Below are 23,600 nucleotides of genomic sequence, written 5' to 3'. Positions count from 1 at the left end.
ACTAGCAATCACACAGGCAATGCTCAGGATTTGCGGGGAACTCGCCCAGCGCAGGGCTCGCGGACCGGCCTTCCCGGATGTGGCGTTGACGCCATCCGCCGCGTCCCCGATATTGAAACCGGCAATCTCGGCCGCCGGGGGGCGTAGGACAGCGTCGCTGACGCTGTAGGGAGGAACTCTCGATGTGGTCCGCTCCTAAGCCCACCCGCCGGCTTCGAGTTATCGGGCCCCTCACGGCCGTCACCGCGGGACTGATCACCGCGGCCCTGCCGATGCCGTCCGCCGACGGCCCACGCACGGCCGATGTGCGGCTGACCGCCAGCGATACAGCCGGCTCCCCGCTCGGGGGCGGCACCGCCCTGATCTTGGGCCCCAGCGGGATTCCGACGCCGGGCCAGCGCTACGCCGACCTGGCCAACGAGCTCTACCTGCAACCGCATGGCTTTACCGGCACCATCCAGATCCTGACCACGCCCGAACGGCTGTTTTTCGACAAGGCCGAGTCACGGATCGAAGGGGCACAGATCCTGACGACCGCGATTCAGCAGCAGATCGCCGGCGGAGGAGTCAGTGCGGAAAATCCGGTCGTGGTGTTCGGGTACTCGCAAAGCGCCGGATTCTCCGGCCTGACCATGGACCAGCTGCACGCCCAGGGCGTACCCAGCGACCTCGTGCGCTTCATGCTGGTCGGCGATCCCGTTGCCCCCAACGGGGGTATCTGGTCCGGCTTGGGAGTGTTCCCGACGACGCCCGACAATCTGTACCCCACCGACATCTACAACTTCGAGTACGACGGTTTCGCCGACTTCCCCCGCTATCCGCTCAACCTGCTGTCCGACCTCAACGCCTTCATGGGCATCTTCACCCAGCATCTGGAGTATCTGAGTATCGACGCTGATCAGATCAGCAACGCGGTGCTGTTGCCGGGCTCTGCGGAACTCACCGGCGAGGGCCTGACGAACTACTACATGATTCCGGCGCAGACCCTGCCGCTGCTGTCCCCACTACTACTCCTGCCGGTGATCGGGCAGCCGCTCTATGACCTGCTGGAGCCCGATATGAGGATCCTGGTCAACCTGGGCTACGGCAACATCACCGACGGCTGGTTCCCGGGACCGGCGAATGTGGCTACTCCCCTCGGATTGTTCCCGACCGGCCTGGACTGGTCCGCCGTCCAGCAAGCACTCATCGATGGCGCCCAGCAAGGTTTTCAGAACGCGATCAGTGATCTGTTCCCGCCCTGGTCGGCCCTGACGCCGCTGGCCGAGGCCGCCCAGGCTGATTTCACCGATGTGGTGTCAGCAATCGCCGCGGTGTTCGGGATTTAGTGATCTAGCGAACACCCGCTCATCACGTTCGAGATCACCGGCGCCCATTACCAGGCTGACCTGGTCTGACTGCCGCGCAACCCGTGATTGCCCTACCGCCGGCCATCCACTTCGGACGCGCCTTTCCGCGTGCCGGGTTGATGTCGAGATAACGTTTTGGTTACGGTTCCCTGCGTGCTCACGCAAGGACTAGTAGATCTGCGCATGAAATCCTCGGTTCTGGCCGCGACGACTCTGTTGCCGGCCGCCGTGTTCTTGGCCGGCGGCGTCGGTGCCGAGCCGGGAAACAACGACGAACCTCCACCTCCGGCCGCCGCCGATGCGCCGCCGCCGCCCGAGGAAGCGCCCCCTCCACCACCGGAAGACGCACCTCCCCCACCACCTGAGGACGGGCCACCCCCGCCGCCGGAGGACGCGCCTCCGCCGCCGCCCGAAGACCTGCCGCCTCCGCCGCCGGAGGACGCGCCTCCCCCACCACCCGAAGACGGACCACCTCCGCCCCCGGAGGACATTCCGCCCCCGCCACAGGACTGGGGACCGCCCGCGCCCGATCTGGTGACCAATTGGTCCATGCCGGCGCCGCACGCGCTGCCGCCGGGAATCGTCAACGAGCGCGGCATGCAGGTCAAGACCATCCTCGTCGCACGCAGCATCAGCGAAGCGTTCCCGCAGATTCACGACATGATCGGCGTGCGTCCCGACGGCCAGCGCTGGCATCCCTCCGGCCTGGCCATCGACGTGATGATCCCCAACCCGGGTAGCCCCGAGGGCATCGCGTTGGGAGACCAGATCGTCGACTACGTCAGGCAGAACGCCGGTCGGTTCGCCATGCAGGACGCGATCTGGCGCGGCACCTACTACACGCCGGCGGGGCCCAGCGGTCGCGGCAACGGCCACTACGACCACGTGCACATCACCACGTTCGGCGGGGGTTATCCCAACGGCAACGAGGAGTACCTGCGCGAGGACGGCGAACCGCCCCCGGCCTGACCGCGCCTAGCGCGTCAGCGCACCGGATCTTTGGCGTTGCCGGCCTGCCACTGCGACCACGGCACATTCCAGTCGCCCAGGCCCTCGTCGCCGGCCAGTGGTGCGCCGATGGTGTTGTTGATCTGCACCACGTCGCCGCGTTTGACGTGGTCGTAGAACCACAGCGCGTTGCTGGGGCTGACGTTGATGCAGCCGTGACTGGTGTTGGCGTAGCCCTGGGCTCCCACCGACCACGGGGCCGAGTGCACGAAGATGCCGCTGTAGGAGATCTGGGTGGCCCAGTCGACGTCGGTGCGATACCCGTTGGGCGAGTTGACCGGCACCCCGTAGGTGGACGAGTCCATGACGATGTGCGCGAAACGCTCGCCGACGATGTAGGTGCCGTTGTTGGTCGGGGTGCTCTCTTTGCCCATCGACACCGGCATGGTCTTGGCCACTTCGCCGTTGATGCGCACCACCATCGACTTGGTGTCGTCGTCGACGGTGGCGATCACCTCGTCGCCGATGACGAAGTGGCTGGCCGCGTTGTCCTGTCCGTAGACCCCGTTGCCCAGATCCACCCCATAGGTGTTGACCTGCACGTCCACGTTGGTTCCCGGCTTCCAGAAGGCTTGCGGGCGCCAGCGCACCTCGCGATTGTTCAGCCAGTAGAAGGCGCCCACCACCGGAGGATCGGTGGTGATGGTGATCGCCTTCTCGGCCGCCTCGCGGTCGACGATGTTCTCGTCGAATCGAATCGCTACCGGCTGACCGACGCCGACCACCTCGCCGTCACGCGGCATGACGTAAGGCATGGTCAGGTTCTGCGGCGAGTGCGTCTGAAATGTCATCTGCCGGCTGGTCACGCCACCGAGTCCCAGCGCCTTCGCGTTGACCGTATAGCGCTTGTTGTAGCCGAGCTGTTCGGATGTCGCCCAGGTCAATCCGTCGGCGCTGAGCTTGCCGTCGACGACTGCGCCGTACTCGTTGACCATGGTGACGGAATCGAGCACGCCGTCCTCGGCGGTCACTGTCACCGGCGCGTCCACCGCAACACCGACCGCCTTGTCGGTGACCGACGCGGTGACCTTGGGAACCAGCAGGTCAGCAAAGGGGGTGCCCTTGTCGGTGATGATCTTGGCCGCTTCGGCGTCGGCGTTGCTGCCGCAGGCGCTCATGCTCATCACCGCAGCCGAAACCATCAGCAATGCCGCTGCCCGGGACCCTAACCCCCGGCAGCGTTGTGCCAAACCGACCTGCCCCATGCTTTTCCCACCTGACCGTGCTGATGCTGCTCGCAGGCAGTCTAGTGGGTAATCGACACTGCCGCTGTTCCGTCCGGGAGAGCGCCCTGACGTCGCGATTTCGTCTCCCGGCGCGGCGCCTGTTATTGTCTCTTTCGCGGTTCTTGACCGCACGGCGCCGTTAGCTCAGTTGGTAGAGCAGCTGACTCTTAATCAGCGGGTCCGGGGTTCGAAACCCTGACGGCGCACAGCTCAGAAGACATTTCGGTGTAGCGCAGCACACTGCGGCTGACACTCAGTCGACCCGAGGTGGCAGTCCCGCCGGATCCGAAGTGGGCTCGCTCACAAGCCACGCTCCCATGACTTCCCTCCACGGTCCGGTAGCCGAATACTCGACGCGTGCAGACGCAAAACGACAAGGACGGCGGCACCGGTATGGGACCGACGATCGTCCGGGTTGCCCACCGTTCCCTAACCAAGCCGGTCACCGATGACGGTCCTGAAGACCTCTGCCACTGGCCCTTTAACGAGCCGCCGGTGCCCGGGCAGTGGGTGATCGCACCAACCTCTGTGCAGGCCGAGAGCTACGCCGTCGTCGCCGGACTGGGCAAGGCTGACGATGCCAAGGGCGCTGCCCTCAAGACCATCACCAAAGTGGTGCCCGAAGAAGACGTCGCAGAAGCGCTGAGGAAAGCGAAAGCCGAGACGATGGCGTGGCTCTGGCTCGCCCAACGCACGGCAGGATTCCCCGCCCCCGGCTACCCCGCTCCGCCCGACGAGTACCCCTACTCACCCATCCCGCCTTCGAGGGGGACCGCACCGAGCGCCGATGTGGCCAGCGAATACGGACTCGTCTGGCGGCGAGTTCACCGTCAGGCACAAGAGTGCGGACTTCCCGATGAACAGCTCAAGCGGTTCAAGAGCATCTCCGAGCAGTGGTTCGCACTCTCCCAAAGCTTGCCGGCGGAGCAGGCCCAACGCCCCGCGTCGGCGAATGCCCCGGCAGAAAAGGACATAACGGATGCGGCGGACGCACCGACAAAACGTTCTGTGCCGAAGTGGCTTTGGGTACTTGCGGCCGTTGTCGTCGCAGTCGTCGTCATTGTTGTTCTGGTCCGGGTCGTGGGCGCAAAGACCGGTGAGTCGAGCGGGACGCCACCGACGAGCCATCCGACGACATCGCAGCCATCTGCCTTCCCTTCTGCGCCAGCGGGAGCCAACGCGCAGTGCCGAGACGGCACGTATTCGTTCTCAACTCGCCGGAATGGTTCCTGCGCGGGCCATGGCGGCGTCGCTGCATGGCTGGACAGCCAACCATGACCGGGCTTCGCACTATTGCGACGTCCGCTGTTCGCCCGTCGCTGTGACGATTCGATAGCTCGGGTCAGACATGTACACCGGTCCGTTGCCGTTTCGCCGCGCCTTGCCGGTGAGCGCAACCACATCACCGGGGGCGATGTCGGTGCCCCGCCCCGCGGGAAATGTCGCGCGCAGCTCGCCGGTGCCGTCTCCGACCACCGCGACGCGGACCGGCTTGCCGTTCCTGATGGTGTCGTCGACCTCGTTGACCCGCCCCTCGACGGTGGCCAGGTGCCCGACGATGAGGGCGTCCACCGCGATGGCGTCCGGTGGCGGCGCCGGATGCTCGTAGCGGTCCACGTCCTGCTGGTCGTGGCGCGCCACCCACTGCTGGAGCTTCCCGACTTCGCGCACCAGGCGCTGTTCGAATAGGTCCGGGAACGCCTGACGCACGCGCGACTGCACGTCGTAGGGCACGATCGTCGCCGCCGCGTCGGGAACCAGGCTCACGGCCTTGGCGATCTTGTCCGCGGTGCGATCGTGCAGCAGGCGCCCCAGCAGCGGCGCGTAGGTGCGCCGGGGCAGCAACACGGTCACGTGGCAGTCCGGATATTGGGCCCGCGCCGTGTCGACCAGCTGCTGGGCGGTGCGAGTCAGCCGGCGGTCCGGGCAGTCGACCACCCGCAGCGGGGTGTCCAGGCCGTAGTACTCCCAGCGCTGCTGCAGCAGTGTGGCGTGCGCGGCGTCGACCACCAGGTGCACCGCGGCCAGATCGTCGGCGTAGAGCCCTTTGCCGTAGCGCAGCGCTTCGAGTACCGCCAGGTCCAGCGAATGCACGAAAACCATCACCCGGTGACGGGCGTATTTGACGACGTCGGGCCGGTCGGTGCGGAATCGCTCCAGGATCGCGGCCTCGGCGCGGTATTCCCGGTTGAGCCGGATCAGCACCAGCACCAGCAGTGGGAACACGACCACGACCAGCCAGGCTCCCTCGGTGAATTTCGCCACCGCGAAGATCGCCACCACCACGGTAGACAGCAGTCCCGCCGAGAAATTGATGGCGAGCTTGTACCGCCAGCCCGATTCCCGATGCGTCACATGGTGTTTGGCCATGCCGTAGCCGGCCATCGCGAATCCGGTGAACACCCCGATCGCGTAGAACGGCACCAGCGCGTTGACTGAACCACCGGTGACCACCAGCAGAGTCACCGCCAGGACGGTGAGCACGATGATGCCGTTGGAAAAGACCAGCCGATGCCCGCGCTTGGTCAACTGGCGGGGCAGGAATCGGTCTTCGGCGACGAAGCTGGCCAGCATCGGAAACCCGTTGAAGCTGGTGTTCGCTCCGGTGAACAGGATCAACGCCGTTGCCGTCTGCACCAGCACGTAGCAGACCTGGCCCAGCCAGCCGCCGCCGAACACCGCCCGGGCCACCTCGGAGAGCACCGAGGGATATCCGGCCGCGTACGGCGGGGTGTGGGTGCGGTAGGCCAGGTAGGTGACGCCGGCCAGCAGGAAGCCCAGAATGCACGCCATCGTGGTGAGCACCCGCCGGGCATTCACGCCCTGCGGCTTGTTGAACACGCTGACGGTATTGGAGATGGCTTCCACACCGGTCAGTGATGACCCGCCGTTGGCGAACGCCCGCAGCACCACGAGGATGGTCGCCCCCATGATCAGCCCGTTGCCCTGGTGGACCGGCACCGCTCCGGGTAGATGCTCCGCGTCGTAAACCGGTAAGCCCCAGAAGATCTCGCGCACCACGCCGGTGATGATCATCAGCCCGAGCATGCCCGCGAAGAAGTAGGTCGGTATCGCGAATGTGCGGCCCGCTTCCCGCAGGCCACGCAGGTTCGCGTAACACATCACGATCACCACCGCGACGGTGATCTCCAGGCTGTAGGGCCCCAGTGGGCGGATCGCGGAGACGACGGCGACGGTGCCGGCCGCGGACTGCACGGCGACGGTCACCACGTAGTCGATCAGCAGCGCCGCAGCGGCGACCTGCGCCACCCGGGGGCCAAAATTCTCCCGCGAGACGATGTAGGAGCCGCCGGCCCGGGTGTAGGTCATCACCACCTGGCGATACGACGCGGTGACCAGCACCAGGATCAGCAGCACCACACCGGTGATGGGCAGCAGCAGCGCGAACGCGGCCAGGCCGGCGAACGGCAGCAGTTCGATCAGGATCTCTTCGACGCCATAGGCGTTCGAGGAGATCGCGTCGGGTGAAAGTACGCCTAGTGCAACCGGATTCGACAGTCGTTCGGAGCGCAGCGCACCGGTGACCAGCGGCCGCCCCAGCACCAGCCGTTTGAGCGTGTAGCCGATCGGGTCGGGCCGCGGCGCCGGGGGCTGTTGGGCGCGCATCGCAATATCTTCACCCCGGCAGCGTCACGCCGCCAGACCCAATTTTTGCGCTCGCGCGCGGGGCTATCAGCGGTTGCGGATTCGACGAATCGCCAGGACGACAATCAGGCCGCCGACACCGGCCAGAGAGGCCATCACCGCAGGTTTTGTGACGATCTCGATCGCCCGGGCCTTGGCCCGGTCGGCCAAATGGCGGGGGTTAGCCCGGTCCGCGAGGATGTCAACCGTCGACGCCAGCTGCTCGCGGGCCTGATCGATGTCCTTCTTAATCGTGTCGGGATCGCGTTCCGCCACTGTCGTCCTCCCTGTCCGATGCTGCCCCTGTCGAACTACCCTAGAGCAGCCGGGGTTCGTCTCACGCTCCGGCGAGCAGAAAGGGGCAGTTGTTGACCGACACCGCACGCCTGGCGCCTGGTGATGAAGCGCCCGCGTTCAGCCTTCCCGACGCCGACGGCAACACCGTGTCACTGGCCGACTACCGGGGACGACGGGTCGTCGTCTACTTCTACCCGGCGGCCTCCACCCCAGGCTGCACCAAGCAGGCCTGCGACTTCCGGGACAACCTGCGCGATTTCAACGACGCCGGCCTCGACGTCGTCGGCATCTCCCCCGACAAGCCCGCCAAGCTGGCCAAGTTCCGCGACACCGAGGGATTGACCTTCCCGCTGCTGTCCGACCCCGACCGCACGGTGCTGGCGGCCTGGGGCGCCTACGGTGAGAAGAAGATGTACGGCAAGACGGTGCAGGGGGTCATCCGCTCGACGTTCGTCGTCGACGAGCAGGGCAAGATCGCCGAGGCCCAGTACAACGTGCGGGCCACCGGCCACGTAGCGAAACTGCGGCGAGATCTATCGGTCTGACCGCCGAGGTCGCCAGCCGCCGACCGAGAAGGAGCAGCTCATGCCTGTCATCCGGACGAGTTTGTGGTTCGACACCCAGGCATTGGAGGCCGCCGAGTACTACGTGTCGATCTTCCCCAATTCGAAGGTCACCACCGTCTCGTACTGGGGCGCGGAAAACCCCGAGCGCGACGGCACCCCGCTGGAAGTGTTGTTCGACCTCGACGGACGGCAGTTCTCCGCGATCAACGGCGGGCCAGACTTCACGTTGAACGAGGCCATCTCGATCCAGGTCTACTGCGCCGACCAGGCCGAGGTCGACCACTACTGGGACGCGTTGCGCGCCGGCGGTAAGGAAGTCCAGTGTGGCTGGCTCACCGATCGCTACGGATTGTCCTGGCAGATCATCCCGCAACGGTTGTCGGAGTTGATGACCGATCCAGATCCCCAGCGAGTGCTACGGGCGAAGCAGGCCATGTACACGATGGTCAAGCTCGACATCGCCGCGTTGGAAGCCGCGGCCGACGGCCGGTGACCACATCTCACAACGACGCCTTGTGACCTGACAAACACCAGTCCACTAGCCACGGGCTGCCGGCGGGCGGAGCATTGTGCCAACGGTCGGGCTTGGGTGGCGCCTCCGATCCGACCGAGTCGGCGCGCTACTCCCACCCCGTTGGAAGGCAGGAAGATGACTGGGCACAGCTGGGCGGTGATCGGAGCAGGTCCCGCGGGTATCGCCGCGGTGGGCCGGTTGCTCGACCATGGCGTCCCCGGGGACGAGATCGTCTGGATCGACCCCGACTTTGCCGCCGGTGACCTCGGCACCAAATGGCGTGCCGTGCCCGGCAACACCCATGTGTCGTTGTTCCTCGACTACTTGAACGGCTCACCGTCGTTTCGGTTCGCCGAAGCGCCCCACTTTGAGCTGACCGACATCGATCCCGGTCACACCTGCCTGCTCGGCCACATCGCCGATCCGTTGGTATGGATCTCGCAACACCTGGCAGAGCGAGTCACGCCCATTCGGGCGGTGGCAACAGAGCTCACGCTGCGTAACCGCCGGTGGTTGGTGCGCACCGAAGAAGCCGAGATCGAAGCGAAGAATGTGATCCTTGCCATTGGTTCGGTTCCCAAGAAGCTTCATCATCCGCACCTGGAGGAGATTCCGATCGAGGTGGCGCTGAACCCCGACAAGCTTGGGCAGCTGGCGTTGGACGACGCCACGGTGGCCGTACTCGGCTCGTCGCACTCCTCCATGGTGGCCCTGCCCAATCTGCTGGACACACGGGTCCGCAAAGTCATCAACTTCTACCGGAGCCCCACCAAATACGCTGTCTACCTGGGTGATCAGATTCTGTTCGACGACACCGGCCTCAAGGGAAAGGCCGCAGAGTGGGCCCGGGCGAACATTGACGGGACGTATCCGGAACGCCTGGAACGGTATCGGGTAAACGACCCGGAGTCCGCCGAGCGGCTCCAAGCCTGTAGTCACGTCGTTTACACCGTCGGCTTCACCCGACGGCAGCTCCCCGCGACCCCGCAGTGGGGGGAGCTGGAATGCGATCCGGCGAACGGCATCCTTGCGCCGGGACTGTTCGGGGTCGGGATTGCGTTCCCCGAGTACGGAATCGACTCGTTCGGATCTGGGCAGTATCGGATCGGGCTCATCAAGTTCATGCAGCGGCTCAACAGCGCCCTGCCCCTGTGGTTGCAGTACGGCACATAGCTTCCGCGTGCGTCAGCGCGGCAGGTTGGCGCTGCCGATGTGGCTCAACAGGTCCCGGACCGCACCGGCCGGCGGCGTCCGCCCGCCCGTCCAGATCGCCCTCAGCTCACGATGCAGGTCCAATTCCGGCACCGCGACGCAGCGAAGCCGGCCCACCGCAAGGTCATCGGCGACGGCCAGCCTGCTCATCACCGCCGGCCCGGCCCCGGCCAGGACGGCGCCCCGCACGGCCACCGACGAAGACAGTTCCAGTGCCGGACGTGCCTGTTCCACCTCGTGCCCCAAGACGGCACGCAATGCCGAAGTCAGCGAGTCACGGGTGCCCGAACCCTGTTCACGCACGACCAGCGGGGTCTGGCTGAGTTCTGCCGCGGTCACGCCTTTGGTGCGACGCACCCACTTGTGGTCCGGCGGCACGATCACCACGAGGTCGTCGTGCGCGACAACCCGGCTTCGAATACCGGTCAGCACCCCCGGACTCTCGATGAATCCCAGGTCCGCCGATCCGCCTCGAACACTCGAGATCGCCTGCTCGCTGTTGGTGGCGGTCAGAATGACCTCGGGCGCCTCGCGGCCGGTTCGCGTGGCGGAGGTCTGCAGTGACACGATCCAGCGGGGCATCAATTGTTCGGCGATCGTCAGGCTCGCAACCACCTTCACCCTCTTGCGGCTCGCGGTCCGCAACGAAGCGAGTCCGGCATCGACGTGGCCGGCGACATCCAGTAGCTGATCTGCCCACTCCGTCACGACCGCACCGGCCGCAGTCAGCTGCGAACCACGCGCACTACGGGTCACCAGCCGCACACCGGTCTGGGCCTCCATCGCTGACAGTCGTGCCGAAACGGCCTGCTGCGTCAGCCCCAGTTCCCGACCGGCGGCGCCAAGGCTGCCGGTTCTGGCGATAGCCAACAACATCTCGAACGCCGACAAGTCGGGCATGCGAGGGCTGAGCGCCATGTCCCCATGCAATCACAAGTCGCGGTTGTGAGCCCGCAAGCCCGCGATCATCAGGCGGGCTGACCGCCCAGCTTGGCCAGCAACAGTGCTTCGGCGGTGGCGGCGCGTTCCAGCACTCCCAGGTGCAGGCTCTCGTTGATGCTGTGCGCTTGCGTGCCGGGATCCTCCACCCCGGTGACCAGGATGGTCGCCTGCGGGTAGGCGGCGGCGAACTCGGCGATGAACGGGATTGAACCGCCCATGCCCATGTCGATGGGTGCGACGCCCCACGCCTGGGCGAACGCGGCCCTGGCGGCGTCGTACACCGGACCGGTGGCGTCGATGGCGTAGGGCTGACCGACGTCGCCCGGGGTGACGGTCACCTGCGCTCCCCACGGGGCATGGTGCTGCAGGTGAGTGGTGAGCGCCTGCAGGTGGGCGGCGGCGTCGCCGCCGGGAGCCACCCGCATGCTGACCTTGGCGCGAGCCCGTGGGATCAGCGTGTTCGACGATGCCGCGATGCTCGTGGTGTCGATACCGATGACGGTGATCGCCGGCTTGGCCCACATCCGCTGCGGCACCGAGCCGGAGCCGATCTCGGCCACCCCGTCCAGCAGCCCGGTGTCGGCACGGACCCGTTCGGGTGGGTAATCGACTGGTGCCGCGGTGCTTTCGTGAAGTCCGGCGACCGCGACGTTGCCGTCGTCGTCGTGCAGGCTCGCCAGCAGCCGCACCAGGACGGTCAGCGCGTCGGGCACCACCCCACCCCACAACCCCGAGTGCAGGCCGTGGTCCAGGGTCGCGACTTCCACCACGCAGTCGACCAGCCCCCGTAGCGACACCGTCAGTGAGGGGATGTCGGTGCTCCAGTTGTCGGAGTCGGCGATCACGATCACGTCGGCGCTCAGCGCCTCGCGGTGCGCGGCGAGCAGTGCCCCCAGCGACGGTGACCCGGATTCCTCTTCGCCTTCGACGAAGACCGTCACACCGACTGGAGGATGGCCGCCGTGCGCCCGGAACGCCGCCAGATGTGTTGCGATACCGGCTTTGTCGTCGGCGGTGCCGCGGCCATAGAGGCGTCCGTCGCGTTCGGTGGGCTCGAACGGCGGTGACTCCCACTGTCCCGCATCACCCTCGGGCTGCACATCGTGATGGGCGTACAGCAACACCGTCGGGGCGCCCGGCGGTGGCGGATAGTGCGCGATGACTGCCGGGGCACCGCCTTCGGCGACGATCTGCACCTGCGGAAAACCAGCCTGGCTCAGCAGATCTGCGGTCAGTTGTGCGCTGCGCTGTACCTCGGGGCGCCGCGCGGGGTCCGCCCACACCGACTCGATGCGGACCAGATCCTCCAGGTCGGCGCGTACCGACGGCAGCACGTCGCGGACTCGCTGCACCAGATCGCTCATGGCGTCGAGGTTAGCCGGGTTCACGTCCCCGGCGGTGGTGTAAGTAGGGGCGGCGTGTCGGTCCTGATGTAGGAGGCCATCGCGGGAGTCTCTGTGGTGAAACGACCAAGGATCACTACCGAGAGGAACACCGCGATGGCCCTGGATCAGTCTGCCTTGCTGGAGGTGCTCGATGCACTGCGCACCGCCGATGCCGGTGAGCGAATCACCCAAGCCGCCGAAACCATCTACCAGGCTCTGATCGAGGCGGAGTTGACCGCTTTGATCGGCGCCGCCGCGCATGAGCGCTGCGAGTCCAGAACCAATCAGCGCAATGGGTCACGGCCGCGCACCTTGACCACCGTGGCCGGCGATCTGGAGCTGCGTATCCCCAAGCTGCGGTCGGGTTCGTTTTTCCCTGCCCTGCTCGAGCGCCGCCGCCGAGTCGATCAGTGCCTGTTCGGGGTGGTGATGGAGGCCTACCTGCACGGCACTTCCACCCGCAAGGTCGACGATCTGGTCAAAGCCCTCGGGGCCGATTCGGGGATCTCCAAAAGCGAGGTCTCGCGGATCTGCGCGGACCTAGACACCGAAGTGGCCGCCTTCCGCGACCGCCCGCTCTCGGAGCAGGCATTCCCGTACGTGTTCCTCGATGCCACCTACTGCAAAGCCCGGGTCAACCACCGGGTCGTCTCCCAGGCGGTGGTCATCGCCACCGGCGTGGCCGCCGATGGCCGCCGCGAAGTACTCGGCTTTGAGGTCGGCGATTCCGAGGACGGCGCGTTCTGGACGGCGTTTCTGCGTTCGCTGAAATCACGCGGCCTTACCGGGGTGCAGCTGGTCATCTCCGATGCCCACGCCGGGCTGCGGGCCGCGATCGAGGCGGTGCTGATCGGGGCTGCCTGGCAGCGCTGCCGGGTGCATTTCGTGCGCAACGTGCTGGCCCAGGTGCCCAAGGGCTCCGCGGAGATGGTGGCCGCGGCGATCCGCACCATCTTCGCCCAGACCGACGCCGATCATGTGCGCGAGCAGCTCGACACCATCGCCACCATGCTGGGCCGTCAGTTCCCCAAGGTCGAGACCATGCTGCGCAATGCCGCCGATGACGTCACCGCCTTCGCCGATTTCCCGGTGGCGCACTGGAAGAAGATCTGGTCAACCAACCCCTTGGAGCGGCTCAACCGGGAAATCAAACGCAGAACCGACGTCGTCGGGGTCTTCCCGAATCCAGCCGCGCTGCTGCGGCTGGCCGGCTCGGTGCTCGTCGAAGCCCACGATGAATGGCAGGTCGCCGACAAACGCTACCTATCCGAAGCCACCCTGGCCCTGCTCAAAACCAGCGACCCCGGCACCAAACCCACCGAAAGCGTTGCCCCCACAGCGGCTCTCACGGCATAGTGAAAACCACAGAGCCTCACGCGAAAACGCTGGCCTTACTTACACCACCCCACGGGGCGCGACCGTTAGCCGGTGCTTCTGCTGGCGCGAGCGTGCGCAGAATGCCAGTTTCACCCGGCGTGTTGCGTACAAACACGCACCGTCGCGCAAAGGGGCGTCACACCTCGAGGATGGCGACGGCGGCGGCGGTGTCGGCCTCATGGGTCAGTGACACGTGGATCGTCACATCGGCCAAATGCTGCGCTATCTCACCGGAGAGTCGCACCTTCGGGCGTCCCCACGTGTCGGTGACCACCTCGATGTCGCGGTGAATCGCCTCCGGCAACACCGGTTTCTGCGCGAACCGCGAACCCGACCACGCCTTGATCACCGCCTCCTTGGCCGCCCAGCGGGCCGCCAGGTGCCGCGCCGCCGACGAACTCTTGTCGGAGGCGTCCCGGCGTTCCCCGGGGGTGAACGTCGCGGCGAACACCGTCCCGGGCTGGTCGACCTGCTCGGCGAAGTCGGGAATCGAAACCAGGTCGATCCCGACACCAACGATGCCCATAGCCGGTGACGTTATCCGATGTAGACGTCGTCGTCGCCGAGCCGTGCCGCCGGGTTGAGCAGCATGGCCGACTCTTGGCGCTTCTCCGGTGTGTCGTGGTCGAACCGCCGGTCGGCGGGCCGCTCGTACATCGGCTTGCCACCGGCGATCGCCGAGGCGAGCCGCCGCTGACCGGCCAGGACACGCTCGGAGGCCTGCTGCAGGTAGGCCTCGCGCTGGCTCGGGTCCAGCGCCGCCAGGAACGCCGCCGGGTGCACCAGGGCGACCAGACCGGACACGTGGCCGAAGCCGAGGCTGGTGACCAACCCGGCCTTGAGGGGGAACTTCTCCCCCAGCTCCAGCGTCTCGCGCACCCACACCAGGTGCCCGGCGGTCGCCAGCTCGTCGTCGACGCAGTCCAGGCTGCGGTTGGGCGGGATCACCCCGTCCCGCAGCACCTGACACAAGCCCATCATCTGGAAGACCGCCGCACCGCCCTTGGCGTGCCCGGTGAGGCTCTTCTGGCTGATCACGAACAGCGGCGCACCTTGCGAGCGGCCCAGCGAGTCGGCCAGCCGCTCGTGCAGCTCGGTCTCGTTGGGGTCGTTGGCCAACGTCGAGGTGTCGTGCTTGGAGACCACCGCGATGTCGTCGGCGCCCACGCCCAGCTTGGCCAGCGAACGGGCCAGCATCGAATCCTTGCCGCCCCGGCCCGCGCCCAGGGCGCCCAGGCCCGGAGCCGGGATCGAGGTGTGCACGCCGTCGGCGAAGCTCTGCGCGTAGGCCACCACCGCCAGCACCGGCAGGCCCATCTTGGCGGCCAGGTCGCCGCGGGCCAGCAGAATGGTGCCACCGCCCTGGGCCTCGACGAAGCCCAGCCGGCGCCGGTCGTTGGCGCGGGAGAACTTCGAGTCGCTGATGCCCTTGGCGCGCATCATCTCGGTGTCGGCGGTGGCCGCCATGTCACCGAAGCCGATGATGGCCTCCAGGGTCAGGTCGTCGTAGCCGCCGGCCACCACCAGCTCGGCCTTGCCCAGCCGGATCTTGTCGACGCCCTCCTCGACCGAGACCGCCGCGGTGGCACAGGCGGCCACCGGGTGGATCATCGAGCCGTAGGACCCGACGTAGCTCTGGATCACATGCGCCGCAACGACGTTGGGCAGGACTTCCTGCAGGATGTCGTTCGGCTTGGCCCGCCCGAGCAGGTTGCCGTGGTACATGGTCTGCATCGAGGTCATGCCGCCCATGCCGGTGCCCTGGGTGCTGGCCACCAGCGACGGGTGCACCCAGCGCAGCAGCTCGGTCGGGGTGAAGCCCGCCGACAGGAACGCATCCACGGTCGCGATGATGTTCCACAGCGCCACCCGGTCGATGGAGGTGGCCATGTCCTGGCTGATCCCCCACACCGTCGGGTCGAACCCGGTCGGGATCTGAGCACCCACAGTGCGCGACAGCTTGCTCTTGCGCGGCACCCGAATCTCGGTGCCGGCCTTGCGGATCACCTGCCAGTCCGACGAATCCGGCACCGGACGCACCACGGTGTGCTCGGGGTCGAACTCAACGAACGCGCGTGCGTCGGACTCGCTGGAGACCACGAACGAGAAGTCCTTGTCCAGGAACACGCTGACCAGCAGCGGCGAGGCGTGGTCGGGGTCGATCGCGCCGTCGTCGACGAACTCGCGAACACCGACGCGTTCCACCACGGCGTCGTGGTAGCGCTCCACCAGCTCGGCCTCGTCGACCAGCTCGCCGGTCGCGGTGTCATACCAACCCGGGGTCGGGTCGTCCTCCCACTTGACCAGCCCGGTGGTCCAGGCCAGCTCCAGCACTCCGGCCGCCGACAGCTCGCCGGAGACCTCCATCTCGAAGCGGGTGCGCGACGAGCCGAGCGGGCCCAGTTCGGCGCCACCGACGATGACCACCAGGTCGGCCGGGTCCACGTCGAGGTCGTCCCAGGCCGGCGGGGGTGCCGGGGTGTAGCCGCGCGGCGGGCTGGGCAGTGCCGCAATGGTATTCGCGGCATCCTCAGCCTCGTCATCGACTGCTGCCTCGGCGGTCATCTCTTCGCGGGCCTTCGCGGCCAGCTCGGCCATGTCCAGGTTCGCCTCGGCCAGGCCACCGGTCAGGTCGGCCTCGATCGGTGTGTTGGCCGCGGCCACCTTCGACTCGACGTTGCACAGCTCCAGCAGCATGGCCGCCATCTGCTCGGTCGAGTAGGTGGTGACGCCGGCTTCCTCGACCGCATCGACGATGACGTCGTTGTGGCCCATCAGCCCGGTGCCGCGGGTCCAGCCGATCAAGGCGTGGGCCAGGCTGACCCGAGACGCCCACGAGGACTCGGCCTTCCAGCGTGACACCAGCGCGTCCAGCGACGCCTTGGCCTCGCCGTAGGCGCCGTCACCGCCGAACATGCCGCGGTTGGGTGAGCCGGGCAGCACCACGTGCAACCGGGAGGCGATGTCGCGTTCTGCGCCGATCTTCGACAAGCCGCCGATCAGGCGCTGCACCGCCCACAGCAGGACCTTCATCTCCATCTCGGCGCGCGCACCGGCCTCCGACAGGTCGCCGGTGACCCGCGGTGCCGCGAACGGGAACAGCAGTGTCGGGGTTTGCGCATCCTTGAGGTGGATCGACTGCGGCCCAAGGCTTTCGGTCTGCTCGGTACCGACCCACTCGACCAGTGCGTCGATGTCGGAGTAGGAGGCCATGTTGGCGGGCACCACCCACAGCGCCGCACCGAACCGAGCGTGGTCGCGGTAAAGGCTGCGGTAGAAGCCCAGCCGCTCATCGTCGAGTCGAGACGTGGTGGCGATGACGGTCGCACCGCCGTCGAGCAGCTGCCCGACCACCGACGCGGCGATCGAGCCCTTGGAGGCACCGGTCACCACCGCCACCTCGTCGCTGTAGCGGCCCCGGCCCGGGTTCTCCGCGCCGGCGGCGATCCGGGCGTACAGCGAGCCGTGAATCTGCCGGCCAGAGGCCAGCGCGCGGGCCTGCCACCACGACGCCTGGGTGGCGACCACGTGGCCGGCACCCTCGAAACGCTCGGCGAGACGGGCCCAGTCGGCGTCGACGTCGCCTTCGTCGAGCAGCCACAGCTTGACCAGGTCCTCGCGGGCACTGGCCCAACGGTCGTCGAACAGCACCGCCTTACGGCCGTCGAACACCGGCGCCACCAGGCGCGGCCAGTCCGAACCCAATTCGGCGGTCACCAGGTCGATCAGTTCGCTGTCGGTGGCACCCGCCGGGGCACTCACCGCATCGTCGAATCCGAGTTGGCCCAACACCAGCCGGGCGGCCGAGGCGAGCACACCGTCGCGGCCGGTGATCTGGGCGGTGAACTCGCCCAGCGCGGCGGCGTCCACCGTCGCACCGCCGCCACCGCCGGCCGACGGCAGCGACACCGCGACACCGCGACGTGCGGCGACGGCCTGGACGGCCGCGTCGACGACCTTGTCGACGGCCGCGGCGTCGGCCAGCGCACCCTCATGCAACCCGCCCAGGGCGCCGCCCCGGACACTGGTGCCTTCGCGGGTTCCCAACGCCACCTCGACGGCGACGTGCTTGGCCCACCCGTCACCGAGCTCCCAGGTCTTCTTGACCCGCTCGGCGATGGCGCCGGGCCGCTTGCCCGACGGCCCGAGAATGGTGCGGAGCTGGTCGTTGATCGCGTCGGTCAGCACCGGGCCGTACGGCTTGTAGGTGCGGGCCAGCTTCGTCACCTGCGACTTCAGTCCGGACAGGTCGGCCTCGGCGGCGCCGTCGATGGCGCCCAGGTTCAGCTCCGAACCCAGGTCCACCAACAGCTGGTTGCGCCGCGACGACGCGCCGTCGGTGATGGACTCGATGGAGTCCAGCGCCTCGATCTGGTCGATGCGCATCTTGGCGCTCAGTGCGATCAGCGCGCAGGTGGCGTCGGCGGCGTCGAACGCGATGTCGTCGGGGCGCGGGCCACCCGACGGAGCGGCCGGGGCGGCCGGTGCCGGAGCGGCCTCGGTCGGGGCGGCGTCCGCCGCCCCCTCGGCCGGTGCCGCTTCCTCCTCGGGCTCCGGCTCGGGGTCGGTGTCGGTGGCGAACAGCACCGCGGCGTCCCGCTCAGCGTTGAGCACTTCCACGGTGCTGTGGGCGTACTCGGGCAGCTTGAGCGTGTTGGTGGCCAGTCCGGCGACCGTCGGGGCGGTCTTCACCCCGATCTCGACGAACCGTTCCACGCCCAACCCGCCGGCCGCCTGCTCGATGAACAGCAGGTCCTGGGTTTCGATCCAGCGCACCGGGCTGGCGAACTGCCAGGCCAGCAACTCGATGACGATCTTGCGGCACAGTTCGGCGGGCTTCTCGTTGCGCCAGGTGTCGTAGTCGGCCAGCACCTCGTCGAGCGGCTCGGCCGGCACCAGGTCGCGAATCTCCTGGATGAACTCCCGGTCCAGGGTGAATGGCTTGGGCACCAGGTTGGGGATGTAGCGGCCGATGATCAGCGCCGGGTCCTGGTCACGCGGCATGACCCGCTCCAGCGAACGCCGGAAGTCGTCCACGCCGATACGCAGCACGCTGGAGTGGAACGGCACGTCGATGCCGGGCACCAGGATGAACGAGCGCTTGCCTCCGCTGATCTCGCGGCGCCGCTCGACCTCGGCCTCCAGCGCCTCCAGGCCGGCGACCGTCCCGGCGATCGCGTACTGCGAGCCGCGCAGGTTGAAGTTGACGATCTGCAGGAATTCCCCGGTGCGCTCGGAGATCTCGTCCACGAACGCGGTGACGTCGGCGTCGTCGAGGTCGATCTGCGACGGGCGGATGGCGGCCAGTCTGTAGTTGGACCGGCCCATGGCGTCACGCGGCACGATGTCGTGCATCTTCGAGCCGCGGTGGAACACCACCTCCAGCAGCGCTTCGAGCTCGTAGACACCGCTGACGCACGCCAGCGCGGTGTACTCGCCGACGGAGTGACCGCAGGCGATCGCACCCTCGACGAACGCGCCCTGCTCGCGCATCTCGGCGACCTGCGCGGCCGCCACGGTGGCCATCGCCACCTGGGTGAACTGCGTCAGGTACAGCACGCCGTCGGGGTGCTGGTAGTGCACACCGGAGGCGATCAGGGACGTCGGGTTGTCGCGCACCACGTGCAGCACCGAGAAGCCGAGGGTTTCGCGGGTGAACTTGTCCGCGGAGTCCCACACCTTGCGCGCAGCCTTGGACCGGGCGCGGACCTCCATGCCCATGCCCTTGTGCTGGATGCCCTGACCCGGGAAGGCGTAGACGGTCTTGGGGGCGGTCAGTCGGGCGGTCGCCGACATCACCAGGTCTGAGCCGATCCGTGCGGACACCTCCAAAACCTCTGCGCCCAGGTCGATTCCGACCCGGTCCACCCGGAAGTCGACCTCGTCACCGGGCTTCACCATGCCCAGGAAACGCGCGGTCCAGCCGACCAGCCGGGCCGGCGGGCGGGCCTGCCCGTCGGTGGCGGTCACCACGTGCTGGGCCGCGGCCGAGAGCCACATGCCGTGCACGATGGGCGATTCCAGACCGGCCAGCAGCGCGGCGGCCCGGTCGGTGTGGATCGGGTTGTAGTCGCCGGAGACCGCCGCGAACGGCCGCATGTCGACCGGCGCGGTGATGGTGACGTCGCGCCGGCGGCGGCGCGGGGTGTCGGTGGCGTTGTCGGAGACCGCGCCGCCGGCCCGGACCGGGTCGGTCAGTTCCGTGGCGCCGGTGCGCCCGCGGATCGCGAAGCGCTCTTCCAGGGTGGCCAGCACGGTTCCGTCGGCGGCGGCAACCGTGACGGACACCGGGACGACACGGCCGACCTCGGTGTCGGTGGCCGCCGAAGCCGTTGCGGTGACGGTCAATTCAGCCGGTTGCGCCGGCAGTGCGGCCAGCAGGTGTGCCGCGTGGTCCAGGTGCACCAGCGACAGCAGGCCCTCGACAACCGGGAATCCGGTGCCGGTGGTCGCCGAGCCGATGGCGGCGAACACGGCCGGCCAGCACCGGCCGACCAGTGCGTCGGGCACGGTGGACAGTCCCGGCGCCAGCGGCGCGCCGAACGTTGCGGTCACCCCGGTGTGGTCGGCGACCTGCTCGGGGTTCCACTCCACGGTCACGGTGGCCGAGCCGTTGTGCACCGGCGGCAAGGACTCCGGGCCGTCGACGCCGGCGGCGATGGCCAGCACCGCGCGCATCGCGGCGGCGGCGTCCTCGGTGGACACCAGCGGGGCGGCGCCGTCGACGACGGCTGCCGGCACGGTGAAGCGAATGTTGATCCAGACACCGGACAGCGGCACGCTGAGCACAACATTGGTGTCCGAGACGACCTCGAGACGCGCCCCGGTCGTCGGATGGGTGGCCGCACGGTTCTCCTGCACCTGCCACTCGTCGGAGGCGCCGATCCGATGCACCGGGTTGGTGGCGGTACGCCCCGCCCACAGCACGTCGGGAGCGTCGAGCAGCACGGCCAGCGGGCCCGTGACGTCGGTGCGGCCCTGACGGCGCGCGGTGACGGATCGAGGCTCCACCCCTGCTTTCTGGTAGGCGGCCAGCACCTGGTCGACCGCTGCCTGCTCGAAGCGGTCCAGCAGCTCACCGACCGGCTCGTCGACGCGAGTGATGCCGGCGACGGCGGTGATGCCCGGAATGATGCAGACCTGCTCGGCGGTGTAGCGGGCGTCGTGCGCCTGCCACAGCGAGTCGCTGCGCCACCAGCGGCGCACGTCCTTGTCGATCACCGGCACGAAGTTGACCGGCTTGCCCGGCGTCTTGCAGAGCTGGGTGAAGAACGGCGCGTCGGCCGGGTGCAGCCGGACGGTCTCGGCCTCCGGGTAGCGGGCCAGCAGCGCCGCGATGGCCTCTGCGGGTCGCTCCAGGATCGACTGTCCCCCTTCGGAATCGGTGAACAGCGTCTCGATCGGGCCGGACTCGAGCTCGTTGAGTCGCGCTTCGGCGCGCTGCAGCATCGAACCGAACCGCTCCCGCCAGGTGTCGGCCAGCCACGGGCTGTCCGGTGACGCGGTGTCCGCGGTCGAGTCGCCCGCACCGATGGCCAGTTCCACATAGCGGCGCAGCCACTGCGCGTAGGTCATCTCGGTGACATCACCGAAATAGGGTTTGGCGGTGTCGGCCAGCGCCGCGATGATCTCGTCGCGACGCGCAGCGACGGCCTCGCCGTCACCGGCGACTTCGTCGAGCAACCGGCCGCACCGGGAGGCGACGTTGTCGATCTCGTGGATGTCGGCACCGAGCTGGCTACGCGAGGAAGCCATGCCGCCCTGGGCTTTTCCGGCGCCGATCCACTGGTCGGTGCCCGTGGTGTCGACCAGCATCTGCTTCACGGCCGGCGACGTGGTGGCCTCCAGGGTCGCCATCGCCGCGGTGCCGACCAGGATGCCGTCAACGGGCATCAACGGGAAGCCGTGCTGCTGCGACCACCGGCCGGACAGGTATTCGGCGGCCTGCTCGGGAGTGCCGATACCACCGCCGACGCACAGGGTGATGTTGGGCTGCGAGCGCAGCTCGGAGTAGGTCGCCAGCAGCAGGTCGTCGAGGTCCTCCCAGGAGTGGTGGCCACCGGCGCGGCCACCCTCGACGTGCGCGATCACCGGGGTGGTGGGCACCTCGGCGGCGATGCGGATCACCGACCGGATCTGCTCGACGGTGCCGGGCTTGAACACCACGTGGCTGATGCCGGCGTCGTTGAGCTCGGCGATCAGCTCGACGGCCTCTTCCAGCTCGGGGATGCCGGCGCTGATCACCAGGCCGTCGAACGGGGCGCCGGACTGACGCGCCTTCTGCACCAACCGTTTTCCGCCGACCTGCAGCTTCCACAGGTACGGGTCCAAGAACAGCGAGTTGAACTGGACGGTGCGCCCCGGCTCGAGCAGCGTCGTCAGCTCCGCGACCCGGTCGTTGAAGATCTCCTCGGTGACCTGCCCACCGCCGGCCAGCTCAGACCAGTGCCCGGCGTTGGCGGCCGCGGCGACGATCTTGGCGTCCACGGTGGTCGGCGTCATGCCGGCCAGCAGGATCGGCGAGCGGCCGGTCAGCCGGGTGAACTTGGTGTCGAGCTTGACCCGGCCGTCGGGCAGCTGAACCACCGACGGGGCGTAGCTGGTCCAGGGCCGGGCGACCTCCGGGACGGCGCCGATGGTGAACAGATTGCGCTGACCACCGCGGGTGGCCACCGGCACGATCCCGATGCCCAGGCCGCGGATCACCGGCGCGGTCAGCCGGGTCAGGATGTCGCCGGGTCCCAGATCCAGAATCCAGCGGGCACCCGCGTCGTGCAACGCGGTGACCTCGTCGACCCAGTCGACCTGACCCACCAGGATCGAGTCGGCCAGCTGGCGGGTCAGCTCGACATCGAGGCCCACCTTGGCGGCCCACTGCGCGACGATCTCGATGCCGTCGGACAGTCGCGGCGAGTGGAAGCCGACCTCGACCTGCACCGGCTCGAAGACCGGAGCGAAGACCGCACCGCCACGCAGCTTGTTCTTGCGCTCGGCGGCCTCTTTCTCGGCGATCTGCTCGCAGTACAGCTCGAAGCGGGACAGCTGCTCGGGGGTTCCGGTGATCACCACGGCGCGGCGACCGTTGCGGATGGACAGCACCGGCGGAAGCACCGTGCGCACGTCGGTGGCGAACTCGTCCAACAGTTGCCGGATGCGCTCCGGGTCGACGTTGGTGACCGACACCATCGGCGGGCGGTCCCCCAGGACCGAGATTCCACGGCGACGGGCCACCAGCGTTCCGGCCGCCCCGATCAGCTGGGCGATCGCGAGCAGCTGGACGTCGTTGGCGCCGCCCGCTTTCAGCGACTCGACGGCCAGAATGCCCTGCGAGTGCCCGGCCGCCGCGACAGGCGGGGTGGCCGACAGGTCCAGCCCTTGACGCTCCATCGCTCGCATCGCCGCGATCTGGGTCAGCAGCACGCCCGGCACCGACACGGCGGCCGAGGTCAGCTGCTTGGCCGACGGGATCGGGTCCTCGGCTGCCAGCGCCCGCACCCATTGCAGCGGCTCGAAGCCGATGGGCCGGACCACAACAAGTTCCTTGGCGATCGGCTCGAGCAGCAGGTCGGCCTCACCGGCCAACGTGGCCAGCTCCGTCTCGATGCCGGCCGAAGACACCAGCTCTTCGAGCGACTCCAGCCAGGCACTGCCCTGCCCGCCGAAGGCCACCGCGTACGGCTCGCCGGCCGTCAACCGATCCACCAGAGCGGACGAGGCGCTGGCGAAGCGCCCCGAGCCTGCTCCGTCAGCGGAAACCCGGTCGTGTTCGTGGATCGTCACGTTATGTATCTCCCCTGCCCTGGTTAACGTCGCGTCGTCATCGACGCCCGCCGGGATAGCCGGCCCAAACTGCGGGCTCTCGCGTGTTCGCGGCCGCGCTTCAGCAGTAAGAGTGTCATAAGAACCTGTGCCGTTTCCGCAGCAAATTGGTTACTGGTGAGTTCTACGCTCGGGTAACCCGGCCCCGGATATCACGGGGCTCGACGGCGCTCGTAACGATCCGGGACAAACGTCCTGCATGCGTGGGGTTACGGTCGAGTAGCCACAACGACGCAGATCAAGGCTCCATTGTTATCTAA

The 23,600-nt window shown here is 67.9% G+C and carries 14 protein-coding genes and 1 tRNA gene; 8 read left to right on the top strand and 7 right to left on the bottom strand.

Annotated elements, in window-relative coordinates; genetic code table 11:
• The first annotated feature begins 182 nt into the window (after positions 1-182).
• Together K3U94_RS07610 and K3U94_RS07605 are read left to right on the top strand one after the other, a co-directional pair.
• Entirely contained in the window at positions 183-1,328 is a 1,146-nt protein-coding gene (locus K3U94_RS07610) for a PE-PPE domain-containing protein (RefSeq protein ID WP_220696111.1), read from the top strand.
• Between the two features lie 204 nt (positions 1,329-1,532).
• Entirely contained in the window at positions 1,533-2,318 is a 786-nt protein-coding gene (locus tag K3U94_RS07605) for a VldE C-terminal domain-containing protein (RefSeq protein WP_220696110.1), read from the top strand.
• Positions 2,319-2,332: 14 nt separating this feature from the next.
• On the opposite strand, the gene K3U94_RS07600 is transcribed toward K3U94_RS07605, so the two are convergent.
• Positions 2,333-3,481, bottom strand: coding sequence for a L,D-transpeptidase (locus tag K3U94_RS07600; RefSeq protein WP_412178222.1), 1,149 nt, complete (start codon positions 3,479-3,481; stop codon positions 2,333-2,335).
• 235 nt (positions 3,482-3,716) lie between these two features.
• Here K3U94_RS07600 and K3U94_RS07595 point away from each other — a divergent pair.
• Positions 3,717-3,789, top strand: a tRNA-Lys gene (locus K3U94_RS07595).
• A 151-nt stretch (positions 3,790-3,940) separates the two neighbouring features.
• On the top strand, positions 3,941-4,861 hold the full coding sequence (locus tag K3U94_RS07590; protein WP_230987497.1) for a DUF3761 domain-containing protein: 921 nt from the start codon (positions 3,941-3,943) through the stop codon (positions 4,859-4,861).
• Between the two features lie 12 nt (positions 4,862-4,873).
• On the opposite strand, the gene K3U94_RS07585 is transcribed toward K3U94_RS07590, so the two are convergent.
• Positions 4,874-7,210, bottom strand: coding sequence for an APC family permease (locus tag K3U94_RS07585; RefSeq protein WP_220696109.1), 2,337 nt, complete (start codon positions 7,208-7,210; stop codon positions 4,874-4,876).
• A gap of 66 nt (positions 7,211-7,276) precedes the next feature.
• A complete protein-coding gene (locus K3U94_RS07580) occupies positions 7,277-7,504 on the bottom strand; it encodes a DUF3618 domain-containing protein (protein WP_047321278.1) in 228 nt (75 codons plus the stop codon).
• Positions 7,505-7,596: 92 nt separating this feature from the next.
• Here K3U94_RS07580 and bcp point away from each other — a divergent pair, with 92 nt between their 5' ends.
• From bcp to K3U94_RS07565, 3 genes are all read left to right on the top strand, one after another.
• Positions 7,597-8,070: a thioredoxin-dependent thiol peroxidase gene (gene bcp, locus K3U94_RS07575; RefSeq protein ID WP_047321298.1), complete on the top strand. Its 474-nt coding sequence runs from the start codon at positions 7,597-7,599 to the stop codon at positions 8,068-8,070.
• A 40-nt stretch (positions 8,071-8,110) separates the two neighbouring features.
• A complete protein-coding gene (locus K3U94_RS07570) occupies positions 8,111-8,584 on the top strand; it encodes a VOC family protein (protein WP_220696108.1) in 474 nt (157 codons plus the stop codon).
• A 156-nt stretch (positions 8,585-8,740) separates the two neighbouring features.
• Positions 8,741-9,778 (top strand): FAD-dependent oxidoreductase, encoded by a 1,038-nt coding sequence (locus K3U94_RS07565; RefSeq protein ID WP_220696107.1) that lies wholly within the window; start codon positions 8,741-8,743, stop codon positions 9,776-9,778.
• 12 nt (positions 9,779-9,790) lie between these two features.
• Here K3U94_RS07565 and K3U94_RS07560 read toward each other — a convergent pair whose 3' ends face one another.
• Together K3U94_RS07560 and K3U94_RS07555 are read right to left on the bottom strand one after the other, a co-directional pair.
• Positions 9,791-10,735, bottom strand: coding sequence for a LysR family transcriptional regulator (locus K3U94_RS07560; RefSeq protein ID WP_220696106.1), 945 nt, complete (start codon positions 10,733-10,735; stop codon positions 9,791-9,793).
• A 50-nt stretch (positions 10,736-10,785) separates the two neighbouring features.
• Positions 10,786-12,123: a dipeptidase gene (locus K3U94_RS07555; RefSeq protein WP_220696105.1), complete on the bottom strand. Its 1,338-nt coding sequence runs from the start codon at positions 12,121-12,123 to the stop codon at positions 10,786-10,788.
• Positions 12,124-12,258: 135 nt separating this feature from the next.
• On the opposite strand from K3U94_RS07555, the gene K3U94_RS07550 reads away from it, so the two are divergent.
• Positions 12,259-13,500, top strand: coding sequence for an IS256 family transposase (locus K3U94_RS07550; RefSeq protein WP_220696104.1), 1,242 nt, complete (start codon positions 12,259-12,261; stop codon positions 13,498-13,500).
• Positions 13,501-13,657: 157 nt separating this feature from the next.
• Here the strand turns inward: K3U94_RS07550 and acpS are convergent, their stop codons facing one another.
• Entirely contained in the window at positions 13,658-14,047 is a 390-nt protein-coding gene (acpS, locus tag K3U94_RS07545; protein WP_047321283.1) for a holo-ACP synthase AcpS, read from the bottom strand.
• 11 nt (positions 14,048-14,058) lie between these two features.
• Positions 14,059-23,301 carry a type I polyketide synthase gene (locus tag K3U94_RS07540; RefSeq protein ID WP_220696103.1) on the bottom strand — a complete coding sequence of 3,081 codons (9,243 nt, stop codon included), beginning with the start codon at positions 23,299-23,301 and terminating at the stop codon, positions 14,059-14,061.
• Between the last annotated feature and the right edge of the window lie 299 nt (positions 23,302-23,600).

Source organism: Mycolicibacter heraklionensis, from assembly GCF_019645815.1.
In the GTDB taxonomy this organism is placed as follows: Bacteria; Actinomycetota; Actinomycetes; order Mycobacteriales; family Mycobacteriaceae; genus Mycobacterium; species Mycobacterium heraklionense.
Note: the sequence above shows the minus strand (reverse complement) of the source record. Positions and strands in the feature narration are given on the sequence as shown.

Excerpts from the sequence above, each read along its gene's own strand:
- acpS (WP_047321283.1), bottom strand. The coding sequence starts at position 14,047 with ATGGGCATCGTTGGTGTCGGGATCGACCTGGTTTCGATTCCCGACTTC.
- K3U94_RS07605 (WP_220696110.1), top strand. The coding sequence starts at position 1,533 with ATGAAATCCTCGGTTCTGGCCGCGACGACTCTGTTGCCGGCCGCCGTG.
- K3U94_RS07600 (WP_412178222.1), bottom strand. The coding sequence starts at position 3,481 with ATGAGCATGAGCGCCTGCGGCAGCAACGCCGACGCCGAAGCGGCCAAG.
- K3U94_RS07610 (WP_220696111.1), top strand. The coding sequence starts at position 183 with ATGTGGTCCGCTCCTAAGCCCACCCGCCGGCTTCGAGTTATCGGGCCC.
- K3U94_RS07550 (WP_220696104.1), top strand. The coding sequence starts at position 12,259 with ATGGCCCTGGATCAGTCTGCCTTGCTGGAGGTGCTCGATGCACTGCGC.
- K3U94_RS07555 (WP_220696105.1), bottom strand. The coding sequence starts at position 12,123 with ATGAGCGATCTGGTGCAGCGAGTCCGCGACGTGCTGCCGTCGGTACGC.
- K3U94_RS07585 (WP_220696109.1), bottom strand. The coding sequence starts at position 7,210 with ATGCGCGCCCAACAGCCCCCGGCGCCGCGGCCCGACCCGATCGGCTAC.
- K3U94_RS07570 (WP_220696108.1), top strand. The coding sequence starts at position 8,111 with ATGCCTGTCATCCGGACGAGTTTGTGGTTCGACACCCAGGCATTGGAG.
- K3U94_RS07565 (WP_220696107.1), top strand. The coding sequence starts at position 8,741 with ATGACTGGGCACAGCTGGGCGGTGATCGGAGCAGGTCCCGCGGGTATC.
- K3U94_RS07560 (WP_220696106.1), bottom strand. The coding sequence starts at position 10,735 with ATGGCGCTCAGCCCTCGCATGCCCGACTTGTCGGCGTTCGAGATGTTG.